This is a genomic window from Cyclobacterium sp. SYSU L10401 (assembly GCF_010993705.1).
Taxonomy (GTDB): domain Bacteria; phylum Bacteroidota; class Bacteroidia; order Cytophagales; family Cyclobacteriaceae; genus Cyclobacterium.
Map to the genome: position 1 here is coordinate 1180577 of NZ_WOFO01000001.1, position 13458 is coordinate 1194034.

At 46.6% G+C, this 13458-nt stretch carries 11 protein-coding genes; 3 read left to right on the forward strand and 8 right to left on the reverse strand.

Annotated features, from left to right (window positions below; genetic code table 11):
- The first annotated feature begins 346 nt into the window (after positions 1–346).
- Both GL182_RS04955 and GL182_RS04960 read left to right on the forward strand, forming a co-directional pair.
- The gene (locus GL182_RS04955; protein WP_163377523.1) at positions 347–634 is read left to right on the forward strand and encodes a hypothetical protein; all 288 of its coding nucleotides are present in this window, start codon (positions 347–349) and stop codon (positions 632–634) included.
- A gap of 99 nt (positions 635–733) precedes the next feature.
- A complete protein-coding gene (locus GL182_RS04960) occupies positions 734–1324 on the forward strand; it encodes a four helix bundle suffix domain-containing protein (RefSeq protein WP_240469591.1) in 591 nt (196 codons plus the stop codon).
- Positions 1325–1575: 251 nt separating this feature from the next.
- On the opposite strand, the gene GL182_RS04965 is transcribed toward GL182_RS04960, so the two are convergent.
- The 8 genes from GL182_RS04965 to GL182_RS05000 all read right to left on the reverse strand — a co-directional run bounded on the left by GL182_RS04965 (position 1576) and on the right by GL182_RS05000 (position 12612).
- The gene (locus GL182_RS04965; protein WP_163378432.1) at positions 1576–1971 is read right to left on the reverse strand and encodes a hypothetical protein; all 396 of its coding nucleotides are present in this window, start codon (positions 1969–1971) and stop codon (positions 1576–1578) included.
- A gap of 3 nt (positions 1972–1974) precedes the next feature.
- A complete protein-coding gene (locus tag GL182_RS04970) occupies positions 1975–2493 on the reverse strand; it encodes a hypothetical protein (protein WP_163378433.1) in 519 nt (172 codons plus the stop codon).
- Positions 2494–2635: 142 nt separating this feature from the next.
- Positions 2636–3007, reverse strand: a complete 372-nt coding sequence (locus GL182_RS04975) for a hypothetical protein (RefSeq protein ID WP_163378434.1) — start codon at positions 3005–3007, stop codon at positions 2636–2638.
- On the reverse strand, positions 3008–3544 hold the full coding sequence (locus GL182_RS04980; RefSeq protein ID WP_163378435.1) for a hypothetical protein: 537 nt from the start codon (positions 3542–3544) through the stop codon (positions 3008–3010).
- Between the two features lie 261 nt (positions 3545–3805).
- Positions 3806–4321 carry a hypothetical protein gene (locus GL182_RS04985; protein ID WP_163378436.1) on the reverse strand — a complete coding sequence of 172 codons (516 nt, stop codon included), beginning with the start codon at positions 4319–4321 and terminating at the stop codon, positions 3806–3808.
- A 17-nt stretch (positions 4322–4338) separates the two neighbouring features.
- Complete coding sequence (locus tag GL182_RS04990) at positions 4339–8433, reverse strand: DUF6443 domain-containing protein (RefSeq protein WP_163378437.1); 4095 nt, start codon at positions 8431–8433, stop codon at positions 4339–4341.
- Complete coding sequence (locus tag GL182_RS04995; RefSeq protein WP_163378438.1) at positions 8430–11918, reverse strand: hypothetical protein; 3489 nt, start codon at positions 11916–11918, stop codon at positions 8430–8432. Before GL182_RS04995 ends, GL182_RS04990 begins: the two co-directional genes overlap by 4 nt.
- A gap of 61 nt (positions 11919–11979) precedes the next feature.
- Positions 11980–12612: a hypothetical protein gene (locus GL182_RS05000; RefSeq protein WP_163378439.1), complete on the reverse strand. Its 633-nt coding sequence runs from the start codon at positions 12610–12612 to the stop codon at positions 11980–11982.
- Positions 12613–13185: 573 nt separating this feature from the next.
- Here GL182_RS05000 and GL182_RS05005 point away from each other — a divergent pair.
- Entirely contained in the window at positions 13186–13404 is a 219-nt protein-coding gene (locus GL182_RS05005) for a hypothetical protein (protein WP_163378440.1), read from the forward strand.
- Positions 13405–13458: the final 54 nt, after the last annotated feature.

The window sequence follows — 13458 nt, forward strand, 5'->3', positions numbered from 1 at the left end:
ACTGCGCCCAATCGAGTAGCCCGACCTGAGCCATTTGGGTCAGGTTGAGGCTCTCTTACCATCAAGCGTGCTGGTTTCGTACTTGGCTGTACACGGGATTGTAGGTTGAGATTTGAGATAAGGGGAAAGCATGAGTTCATACCCCTTTCTTCTCAGACGTGACAAAGTAATAGTGGTTATCTTAGGTTTTTAAGCCGCAGACCGTCGTTCCTTTAAACCAACTATTTCCTCCCATACTCCCTCAAACTGAATTTTTAATCAAATTTCAACCGCTTAAATTTGTATTTTACATTCAAAAAATATATTTTCATCATGGTAATTATGTTTAACCTAAATTTAATAGACCATGAGTACTAAAAACTCAATTTCCATTCAAATCCCTGAGGAGGAGCTGACATCCATCAGGGATGCTTTAAACACACTTAAAAGCACACTCGGCCCCTATCTTGTTGCACTTAGCCCTTCCGAGCGGCAGACCATACCCAAAATGGGAGATGGCACCGCCCCTTTTGTAGAAAAGGTGATGGAATATGCGCAGGATGACGGACAGTTTTTACCCCCTTTTCTGGATTTGCAGGAAATGGATAAGGACTGGACACGTAGTATTATCGGTTGGGACCTAGGGCATAATTAATAAACTTGGCTAATGAATTTTTCTCAATTGCATCGTGAAGAAATGGGGTTATTGTAACTACAGTATTTAGAAGATGTAAGCAGGTGATTTTTTGAAATCATGGATTTATCGATGAGCAACGAAGGAAAAAATCCCGAAGGTTTTATCCCCCCACACGGAGGTTATCGTAACCTATTCAGCTATCAGAAGGCAGAAATCATTTATGACGGCACGGTTTATTTTACCAATCGGTACTTTCATAGGTATGACCGAACAGTAGGTCAAATGGTGCAAGCGGCCCGTAGTGGTAAGCAGAACATTGCCGAAGGCAGTATGGGTTCTGCTACATCCAAAGAAATGGAAATTAAGCTCACAAATGTAGCCCGGGCAAGTTTAGAGGAGCTTCAGATTGACTATGAGGATTTTTTGAGAAGCAGATCGCTTCCGATTTGGGATAAGCATCATCGCCTTGTCAACCGCATGCGCGAACTAAATAAAAGCACACCAACACCAACCTACGACACATTCAAAAAAGCCATCGAGCACAAAGATCCGGATATTAGTGCGAATGCCATGATTACGCTAATTAAAATCTGCACCTATCTCTTAAAACAGCAAATTAAGCAATTGGAAATTGCTTTTGTCAACAACGGAGGGCTCAGAGAACGAATGACCCGAGCCAGGATTGAACAGCGGAAGAAAGGCCAATAAGTTGTTGGGACATATTAGGACACTTGGGATGCTGTTTCACGAGTCCCAAGTGTCCTGAAAAAATCAACTAACCAAACCCCAAACTTGGTGGCACGAATTGACCGAAACGCATCGCTCTCTGATAGGACCGGAGAAATTCCGAAATCCTAAAAAAACCGAAACTCCTCCTGGCGAATTCGCAGCTGCCGGGTACCAACGATCAATCAAGTCAGCGAAGGAGAAGTTGCCTCGCTAACCGGACAGATTGCTTTTCAATTTTCTACCTCTCTCTTTTTCAAGAACTCCGGTATTTCATCCCAGCCTTCGTAGGGGGCTTTTAGCGTGTCGGGGACGGGATAGTCCCAGAGTATTTTGCTTTTTCTAATATCCTTAATTGGAACTTCTATAAGATAAGTGTTCTGGTCTTTTTTTATTTCATTATTTCCTATTCCATTCTGTGAATTATTTACCTTCCCTTGAAAGGTGAAGGAAAATCTTACTTTTGTTCCTTGTCCATAGGGTTTGTATGTGCTCCCTAATTCACCGATGGTGTAAGCCTTATCCAATGAATTGTAATAATCATTGAATAACCGATCCGCAATTACAATTACTATCAAGGTAATTGCGATCTTTATAAGATTTATTACTATTACTTTCTTTTTCACCATAACTTATCTATTTGGTGATGCGGCTTCGCTTACCATTGTTCTTAATCCTCCATTAAATACTGAAACAAAATTCACCACACTATTATTGATTTCAGATGATTTCAGTAGCCTGTTGTACCCTGCGTTAAATCCGCCTACCCCAAAATCAATCGAAGTATCCCATATCGATTTTTCTCCACCAATTCCAAATATAGTCTTTAAACCTTCCTCGGATTCATAATCGATTAAGGCCTGCCCGATAAAAGCCTTCCCTCCAAATAAGCCGGCTAGTCCTATATCTGCATAATCAATGGTCTCAAAATTTCCACTAAAAACCAAACTCGTCCCCATCTGCAACCCAGCTTCAATCCCCATCCGTTGAACGACCTGGGCACCCAATCCATCCACCAAGCCCCTCACCAGCGCCGGCGAAGCAAAGGCCGCTACCATGCTACCGGTAATGCCATAGGAAACCATCATGCCAATGCCATCCAAATACCGGCTGTTTCTTGATGCCAGCGCTTCGGATTCGCTGAAATGCAACTTCCTGCCCCGCTGGTACAGGTCTCTGGCTGCGTGCAGCCCTTCCCTGTAGGCGATTAAGCCCAGGTTTCGGTAAACGGGGTTGCGGCTTTGTCGCAGGAGTTGCAGTTGGGATTCCAGCTTTATCCGATTTATCTACGATTCAGTTACCTTCCCTCTTTTTCAAAAACTCGGGGATTTCCTCCCAGCCTTCGTAAGGCGCTTTTAGGGTGTCGGGGACAGGATAGTCAAGCAACATTTTAGCCTTGTTGATTTTTTTTACAGGAATTTCCACCAAATAAAACTCCCCTTCACTAACCGAATAATTTTCTTGAGAACTAGTGTTTGTTAATTTCTCTCCTTGAAATTCAAAATTAAAATTGACATAAAACCCTTGCCGTAAACCAGTTTCCTTTCCTACTACACACCCAACGGCATACTTTTTCTCCAAAGAATCGTAATTCTTCTGATAGAAAAATGCGATAATTATCCAAATGAAAATAAAAGCAACAATTTTCAGCGTAATTTTTAACATCTATTCCCTTGTTTTTATTATTTCACCAACCCCCAATGTTATTGTATTATTAAAATTGGAAATGGTGTTAATGACAACCTTATCAATATCAGAATTATCTAAGGTGTTTTTCCATTTCCAATTGAAGCCGCCTACTCCGAGATCAACCAAACTTGCAGTAGTCGATTTCGTGCCTCCGATTCCGATCTCACTTGCTAATCCCAAAGCATCCTGAAACCCGGCTTTTGTAGTAAAATCGCCAAAGCCTTGAAAAAGAAAGGCACTTTTTCTAAACACTCCAGCTGCTGCTATATCAAAAAGGTCAACCTTAGATAAGTCGCCATTACCCAGGTAACTGAAAACCATTTGTTGGCTTGCTTCAATACCCATCCGTTGAACGACCCGGGCACCCAATCCATCCACCAAGCCCCTCACCAGCACCGGCGAAGCCACTGCTGCGACCATGCTGCCGGTAATCCCATAGGAAACCATCATGCCGATCCCATCCAAATACCGGCTGTTCCGTGAAGCCAGGGCTTCGGATTCGCTGAAATGCAACTTCCTGCCCCGCTGGTACAGGTCTCTGGCTGCGTGCAGCCCTTCCCTGTAGGCGGTTAAGCCCAGGTTGCGGTAAACGGGGTTGCGGTTTTGCCGCAGGAGCTGCAGCTGGGATTCCAGCTTTATCCGATTTATCTACGATTCAGTTACCTTCCCTCTTTTTCAAAAACTCGGGGATTTCCTCCCCGCCTTCATAGTGGGCCACCGACGCTTCCGTGTCCGGGTAGAAAATAAATATTTTTCCATTTTAGCACTTTCCAATTAAGGAAGCGGAGGTAAAATACGGAAACTCAAAAAAACTAGGACAATCGTTCCAGCCACAAAGGCCAGGGATAAAAACCCATATTTTCGCTTTTCCTGTTTTGATCGCTTATCAAACTTTTTGAAGTATTTAATGTATTTTTCATTTTGGAAAACAAATAAATGGCAAATAGAGTAGGCCAAAATAAGGCAGAATACAAACGAGTGCCAGGTAAAATTAAAGGGGTAATTTAGCAAGCTATTCACAACGAGAAATATTACCCAAATCAAAAAAAAGATTAACATAGTTAATGTCGCACCAGATATCATTATCCCAAAACCATACCGCCTATCTGTCCAGAATTTATTTCCAAATTCCTTTAAGCTTGAACCTTGATCTTTAAAATTTTTTTCCACGGCCGGTATTTTCCCTAAAAGCAAGAAAGGGTTTATCTTATTGGACAGCAAGTGAAGTCTATAATCTAATTTATAGATGCAGTAATGTACAATATTTAACCAAAGTTCAATTTTTTCCATAATAAGTATAATTAATGCTATGGGTTATGAAGTTGATCAATTGCAGTCTCCCCAACAAATTCGCCGAAATAACTTCCTCCCAAGCCTAAACCAAAACCACCTATAACCCCTCCTATTACGGCACCTGGAATTGCTCCAACCCCTCCAAAAAAAGAACCGGCTGCTCCTCCAATCAATACTCCCGCTTTAGCTCCGGCTACTCCTCCCAAAATACTCCCTGCACTGCCCGCAACTGCCTTTTGCGCATTATAACCAAATTTCTCGCCGTCAAGCTGGTATCCGTTTAATGTTAAATAAAAACCAATTCCTGCGGATCCAATCAATGTGGCTTTACCGGCTAATCCATAAGCCTTTGCCGCTCGAAATGCTCCAGCCCTGCTTCCTGTATATTGGTTTCCTCCCCAGCGGGCCGAATAGTACTTTTCGTTTTGGCCAAGCCAGAAACCTTGGCTTGTTGAGAGTCCCTCCAGTCCTCCGTATAGCCCCCCGCTGATAGTCAATGCAAGATTTACGCGATCGTGATCGGCCCAATTTTGTTCTAAACCGGAGGATTCGACAGTAAAACCGTCAAGCATTCCTCCATCCCTTGTCCATTCCCCATTACCAAAAATATATTCAGCTCCTCCAGTGGAATGATAAACCTGACCTTCATATGGGTCCTTTACCTTTTCCTCACATTCAGGACACCTTCCATCCGGATCATTGTACCTGATCGGATTGTTCCACATGGCAGCATATGGAGACTTGTCTAATTGCTTTCGGTGGTCCGTTAAGGGATCCACCACATTCCATCGTCCAACAGTTGGATCATATAGTCTGGAACCAAAATCATACAGATTAAGACCGGAATCGGCTATTAATTCCTTTCCATTAAACCCATATTTACTTAACTCCCTATCCTCCTTACGGTATTCCAGTCCACTGAGCTCTAGCCCCCAGGGATCGTAATGGTCTTCCTGCACCACCAGGGGACTCAGGGTCTGCACGCGGAAGTCGTCAAACCAAACATCTGTCTCCGTCTCGTTTACCAAAAAGGCTTCCAGATAACCTGCCTTTTCAATATAAAAATTTGTCTCCAGAAATTCATGTTTCCCAGCCGCTTTTTTTGTTAAAGCCTGCTTTTCCTTTCCGTAAAGGTTTCCTTCTTTGTCGTACAGTACGTACAACAAATAAGCTTCTGGTACCGGCTTGGTCTGCAGCTCTTTGATCAGCAGGTCTGCCAGCGAAAGCCACAGCACCGGATTACCGGCAGGCACCGGAGTATTCCCAAACTCGGTCAATTGATCCAGCAGCCGGGTTTTGGCTCCGGAGGAGACAAAGGTCTCTGGTTTGATCGTGTGTCCTGGGCTGTCCCGGTATTTACCCCTGACCGATAGGGTGATTTGCTCTCCAATCTCCACCTTTTGCCTTCTGGCAGGGCCAAGGATTCGTCCCCGGCCTGCATGCAGCCAGGCGGAATGACTGCCTCCCGGTGTGCTGTTGTTTTCCACCCCGGCCTGACGGCTTTGGTCTATTCCTTCAAAATGCTTGTTTTCCTCTTTGCTTCTACTGGGTTCCATGCTGGCCAGAACGGTGGACCTTACCGGTTTTCTGAGCACCTGCCTTACATTCCCCAGGTGGTCCCTGATAAAAAACTCGGGAACCCACTTTCCTTTTTCCCAAACTGACCTTCCTTCCGGGTGCAACAACTGTCGGGGTTTGCCGTCAACCAGAACCAGTTCGCCCAGTTGGTCGGTTCGCCCGGCTGGTTTTCCTTTTTTTTCCAGCTGCCTGTATAGCAATTGTCCTTCGGCCGAATAGGCAAACAGCAGTTTTTCGCCTGAGTCAAACACCATTTCTTGGGGAAGGTTCAGGTGGTTGTACCGGATGCGCTTGATGCCCTTGTCCGGGTTGGCTGTCAGGTTGCCATTGGGGTCGTAGCGGTAATCTCCAGGGACTGGAGCGGAGCTAAAATCCTTTGCATCAAAACCTGCGTCGGGTACCGCATCACTGATGCTTTCCAAGAGGTTGCTGTGAGGTGCATAGTGGTAACTGAGCCGGTCCACTTCTCCGAAGCTGTCTTTTCCCTGCCTGTTGTGCCGGGTAAGGCCAAGGATATTACCATTGGTATCGTAGCGCATTTCCTTAAGGCTGTACCTGTCATTTTCGGTATTTTTACCTGGAACGGCATAGCGCGCTTCCTTCAGTCGGCCTGCCGGATCATAGGCAAATCGATAAGCCCGGTGTTGCTGGTCCCTTCCGCTCCATACCATTTCGGATATATTACCATTGAACAAGGGCTGAGGGCCGGTTTCATAAGAGAGGCTCATGGCAAACAAGCCGGGATCCTTACTCTTGGGCCTGATGGCAGTACTCCAGCCCTGAATATGCCTTTCATATTGGAAAGTGGCCAGGCCACCGGGATGCTTTTCTTCGAGTTGACCGGTCAATCCGTAGGAGTAGGAGGCCAGCAGGGTTTCCGGCTCCTGAGCCAAGCGTCGGTATATGGCATTTAAGTAGCCTTCCGGACTGTAGCTGTACCGGTCAGAATAATCGAATGCCAGGCTTCCTTTGATGTGGGTATGGGTTTCCACAAGTCGGCCAGCAAAGTCATATTTGTTGGTCTGTTTGGTTTCTCCTCCCAGGTGATCTTCTGTCAGCAAGAGGATCTCTCTGCCCTCTTTGTCGTAGTGTACGGCTCTTTCTGTCAGGTATTCTGCCCTGATCAGCCCTCCTGTATAGTGTCCGGTGGCAGGGAGAGGGGACCTGGATGATGCAGGCTCCTGGAATGCCTTCTTGCTATTGCTGTAGTCGTCGTAATAGCTGACGGTAAGGATCTCACCTTCATCCCGGGGAAAGCTTCCTGTAGTTACCTGCTTTTCCGGCTGTGAACCGATGCCTGCAGAAAAGGAGCGGCTTCCTTTTGCCACAAACTGAAAGCCTGGTTTCAGTACCACGGCTTGCGCAGCCGTGTAGCGTTGGTGCCCGTCAAAGGAACTAGCCGTTATTGTTTGTCCGAACCGTACCCTGCCAGTCTCCGGTTTGGCTTGATCATGCCGGGGGCTTTCGGCATCCAGGTCATTTTGCAGGGTTTTTCTGTCTCTGCCATCTGCAACGATGCCCGTCTGCACAGGTCTGTTGTGGACATCATATTGGGTGTACCTCCACCGGCCGGATGCTTTCAGGTTGCCATCTCTGCTTCCCACTAGCCGACCCCTCTGGTCATAGAGGAATTGTTCGGTTTCCTTTCCTGGGCTTTTTTTCTCGATGAGGCGCTTCAGTCCATCAAAACTATACAGAAAATACAAGCCATCGGACAAGTCGGTTTCCAGGGAACGCTGCCAGTTGCCGTCCAGGATTTCTACTGCTTTGGGAGGGAGTATCACCCTTAAATCCAGCAGCTTGTCATATACAAAGTAGGTACAGTGCCATCCTGCATGGGCTTTTGAGGGATTCGGTGTGGCCTGGGTCTTTTTCAGGATTTCCCTGCCCAACCTGTCTGTGTAGATCAGACTGCGGATTCCTTCTCCATCGGTAATGGTGCTGACCCAAAGCTCTCCTGCTGCATAGCTTTCCTGCGTCAAGGGCAGGCCGTCACCATTCACCGTCCAGCGGCGGACCTGCTCCTCGGCAAGGTTGGGCCGTTGATGCAATTTTGTCTCCCTGCCCGATCCGGGTCTCCAGGCTTTCCCGGGAGGGGAAATGGCCTGAGGTAAATGGAGAGCAGAAGATTCATAAACCGTCTGCTGATAGCCATAGGCATCTCCGGAGTAGGCCTTGCGGTGATAATCGGCATGTTCTGCTTCGTAATCTGAGCGGAATGCACCGGGCACCATTTCTGCGGTGGTGGCATAGGGGAGGTATTCCCGGTGTGGCCTGCCGAAGGAATCGTAATGATGGGGCTTGACAATGTCCCCACCACCGGGCGAAGCCCCCTGTTTTACCGTTTGCAGGTCTCTGCCCAGTCCGTCCAGGTATAGGGTGGATATTTTCACGGAGGGAGCAGACGGTAATGAGGATGTCTCCTTTAGCGGCACTTCAGGGATGAAGGTACGGATGCTGTTCTCCTGGGCAGTGGCAGTCATGCCGGCACAGGAAAACACGGTCAGCAGGATGAGGATTATGTTTTTCATGGCATGGCCTGGTTTTGGGCTTGGTAGCTGTAGGCGTAGTGTTCCAGAATATCCCTATCCATGTTTCGGATGGTTGCCAACCTGCCCATGTCATCGTATTCATAGTAGCGGGTATGGTGTCTTTGGTCGGTTTTACTGCTGATGCCGATCAGGGGTTCATGGGTATAGGTTTCCATAAAGGCATCTTTGGGGTGAAGCCTTAATTCGTCTATCAGGACACCCTGTCCGGACAGGGTAAGCTTGTCGCTGGTCACCTCTCTTTGAATCAATTGCCATTCATCGGTCAAGATCTCCGTTTTGCCCAAAAAGCTCCAGGAGCCGGAAGTCCGGCGGCTGGTTTTTTTTGCCCAAAAGGAAAGTAGAAACACCTTTTCATTATTTGCCGGTATGTTGGATTTGCTGATGGCTCCCCTTCCCAGGTGATACAGGTTGGCTCCGGTTTTGGCACTATTGCTGCCATAGGGTTCACCACTGAATGTCCATCCTCCCTTATCGTCAGTTTCGAAGGAGGTGTAAGCAATTTCCGAAGCAGCTGCATTTTGTACAGCGGCCGCCATCAGGTTCCCCTCTTCAAACCAGAGAAAACTTTGCCTGGGACCAGTCCGGGGCTTCTGCTCCAGGATATTTCCAAATGGATCATAGGACAAAATGTTGAGATCCTGGTATTCGGGATGCTCAGCATGCTTTTTGAGTAGTCCTTCCGGCAAGATTTTCCCGTGGTACCGTTTCAAATGGAGCTGTTGCTGCTCGACAAGCTGCCCTGCCATTTTTTTGACCTGGGCCAGACTGGGAGTAATCCTGTGGGCCTCCATCAAGCCTGTAAGCATGGCTTGCCCGCCGGAAGCATTCAAGGCTTCAGGAAGATTGAAAGGGTAATAATAATATTCCTCCAGGCTTGTGTTTGAAGATAGGGAATGGGTCTTCTTTAGGGGTAATAGGTAGTTTTCATCATAGCTAATGGTACTGGTTTTCTCAAAGGCAGCACCTGTCTGAGGATCATACCTGATCTCCTTTATTCCGATGCGGGGATTCCAGATCGTGGTATTGAAATATTTGAGGTACCGGACATCCTGACATCCTCTGGGCCCGTAACCCATGCAGGAAAAAACAAAATTTTCATGGGAGGCCCTTTCAGATGCCTGATAGGTATAGGTCAATTCCCGGGATTTTCGGAAACCCTCTTTGCTTTGGACATAATAAATCACGCCGGCGGGTACACCCCGTTTGACTTCAGCGCTGCGGACGATGCCAAAGGGAGCCACATAGCGGGACTGATCCGGAAAATCCTTTGGGGAAAGGTATTGGTAATCTGTGCGAAGAATTTCCCCTTGCTTATTTTCCCTGATCTCCTTGACGTTGGCATAGCCAAAGAAATCCGCACCCGAGGATAAAGGCAGCTGAGAATAGGACCGTAATTCAAATTTCAAACAGTGATCCACCAAAATATCATTTCTACCCGGAACCTTTTGGATGCTGGTATTGAAAGTGATAAAATCGTATTTTGGAAAGGTGGCCAGCGAACCTGATGTGATGCTGTCCTCCGATTGCTCATAGCGGTAAAGGATGGTTTCGGATTGGTTACCAAAGTCTTTGGTAATGGATTTGACCCGCAAGCCTCCTGTAGGAACTTCTATCTGACCGGTTTCCTCCTGTTTTGGTGGATTTTTTCTTCCTGAAACAGTAGCCACTACTCCCTCTGTCATTCTGGCAGGGCCCTCTACATGCAGTTGGTATTGGGTTCCTGCTTTCAGCCAAATCTCACCAGTAATGCGCCCATTTCTGATGGTTTTGTAAAGTAAACTTATAAAAGACTTCTCCTCAGGGGAATACAGGTAAACATCCATTGAGCCGCGGCAATCTTTTCCTCGTGCATCACAATCTCCTAAAGAAGCTACGTGGACGGTGTATTGGATCAATTTGTGCGTATCCTCTGTGGATTCCTGAGGTTCCACCTGGAAATAAGCCTTGGGGTTTTTGCTGTTTACCGATGCGGAATATATGGGTTGATCCTTTTCCAGGACTACCGGACTAAAATAATTGTAGTAATCACCTGAACGGACTACTGCCGTATTGCTTTCCATTTCATAGCTGATGCTTCCTCCGGTCGGATAGGAGATTTTTTTTAGGCATCCCATTGCGGCCTTTTCCGGAACTACCAGTCGGTTGGCATTGGCTTGCCGGAATTTCAAATACTGGGGGATAAGGCTCCTGTTGCTTTCTCCATTGTAAAAACCCCAATGGTCCTGGGCATTGGAAAACAAATGCGGTAGGGCATTGCCGTTATATTCCAGGAAATATTCCAGTCCCTGACTTGTGGTATTTTCAATGATTTTTGTAAGCCGAAGCCGTCTGCCGGGCGTAGCCCTGTCAATGAAATCCGGAAGGTTGATGTGTTCGCCAGACAAGGTCGATTGGTAATAATCATGGTCAAACGAAAACGATTTGATGAGTCGATCCCTGTTATTGAACACCTTGATGCCCGAAAGTCTTTTGGAGGCAGCATCTTGCCGGTCGTTTTTGCTTTCGATCAGCACTTTACCCAAGCCAAAATGGATCGCCTGCAATTGTTTCCCCCGGATGGTCACTTCAGAAAACCCATTGGTTATTTTGTTGGTGCCGCAGACTCCCTTTCCGGAAGTTCCACTTAAAAAGTAGGAAGCCGATTGGTTGGATCTGGAATAATAGGAATCGGTATAGCCTTCGTAAAGGAAGGTGATTTGCCTGCCCCTATAGGTGATGATTTTACTCAGGTGCCAGGCGGAATGATAAATGGAACGAAAAAGTGTCGACTTGCTTTCAGAGATTACTTCTGTGATGGTTTGTTCCAGGTCTTCAAAAATGTACTGGTTGCCATTTCCGTCCCATACCTTCCACCGGACAATGTCCCTGTTAACCTGATCAAATTGAATTTTTAAATGGCTGGCTCGCAGGAAGGCAACATCCCCATTTTTGCCAAGCACAAATTTCCCAGCGAAGTCACCGAAGGCAAAATGAAAGATATCCTGCTCAAAATCAATGGTTCCATTTTGTGTGCGGTAATAATAGTCCGCCAATTGGCTGGTAGACAGTTGATCAGGTGCCACATCATGCTGGATATAGCCACTGCTTGACAGGTTATGCTCATCCGGGAGACCCTTCATGGTCCTGCTGATGCTTCCTCCTGCATTCAGGGCCCAACCCAGGCCTGCCCATCCCGCCCTTTCTTCCACGCGGATGCCGCCGGCGTGGTAACTGAGGGTAATGGGTACTTCCAGGTCTTGTTCCACAAGGTTATAAAGGGGGATGTTGATATCGGGAATCCCTGAATAATGTGATATGCGGGTGTCGGCAAATTTGGCCAGGGCACTCACCTCCGGAGAAGGAGGGTTGACCTGAGGTCTGAAAGAGAGGTCCTGGCCTATAGTGACTGCAGGCATCAGGTTCATTTGCACATAGATGGCTAAGCAAACCCACCGGTGTTGGTTGCATTTATTGATGGTTTTCATAGTAGGATCAATGAGGTTTTAAAAATTAATATTATTTCTAACCGATAACCGGATTGCCGGCTTATTCAGCGATTGGAGCAGTTTTGGTTTGTGCAATTTTTTTCTCCAACTCGGTGATTTTTTCTTCGCAGCTGATCAGGTACAGGGTCAGTTCCTCTACTTTTTCCAGCAGTAGCCGGGTGGTTTCAGCCAGTGGTATTCCATTTTCCTGGTAATGGGAAGCAGCCTGGAATCCGGGAAGTCGGCCATGGGATTGGATATGTCGCTTTACGGCAGGCAGGGGTGTTAGGGAATATTCGGGAGCAAAGACGTAATCCGGCCAGTTGGCAATTTCGAGTTTGAGCTCACGGGCGCGGATGGGACCGTTGACAGTCAGCCGGGAGTCGGGGTTATCGGTGCCAATGCCCACATTGCCATTGTGCAGCAGGCGCATCAGGCTGCGGTTGCCGGTAGTCTGAATGTCCAGCCCTCCTGTTGCACCGGTGCCATTGCCACCGACCCGTATGCGGGCGGTGTCGTCCAGCCAGTTGAGCGATGCGGAGGCTTTGTTGTTGTTTGGATTCTGTACCCTTAGCGTGGATGAGGACATGATATAGCCCTCTACAATAAGGCTTTCGTTGATTTTTTCCTGGGCATACAGCGGTTCCAGGCACAGGCTTAGCAGTCCTGTCAGTAGGAATTGAAAAGGTTTCATAAGTAAAAAGGCATGATTAGGTTAACACACAGAAATGCCGTACTACTGTTTACATGGGAAACACAAGCTCGATGAAACGAAAACCTTTAAGCATTAAGTGTAAGTGTATTCAAAAAGTCACCAGGGACCGCAACGACACCTAAAGGTTGATAAATTGGTAGATTTGTTTTTTTAAAAAAAGCTGTTTAATGTCAACAGTTTTCGGCTTTGCAGTTGATTGAAAAACCTTTTAGCTCCAAAGTTCAACGGCTTGGAATCAAAAAGGACCTTTGACAAACCAATATGTCAGCAAAGAAAACGAGGCAGTTAAAATAGTGGTGTTGGTTTTTATGATAGTGAATTTAGTTAATTCATGTAAATATCCAAATTTTTTTATGGATAAATTTTTGTTTTCTAGGAATGGATTCAGAATGACGTCCAGGTGGATACAATAGGCGCAAATCGGATTGGAGGGTAACACAAGGTGTAAACGAGCGATTTGTTTTTTAAAAAAGTTTAAATTTCTATTCGTTTTTACTGAAGCATACTCAATTGATTCGCTTAAATTACCATCTGGGAAAAACTACGATTACTATGAAGACATTTGGATTGGTTCTTGGCGTACTGGCCGCATTGGGTATGTTGCTGGGATTTATCCCGCTTTTGGGTTGGTTTAATTGGATCAATATCCCTTTCGCCATTCTCGGCTTGATCATCAGTGCTATCGGGAAATCCAATGAAGGCATGGTGCTCTGCGGCATCGCCGTGGTGGTGGGACTTATTCGATTGGTGTTGGGAGGAGGGATCCTCTAAAAAGGCGATCACTTGGAAACATCCCTTATCCGGAAAAACCGGTAGTTTCGAAGG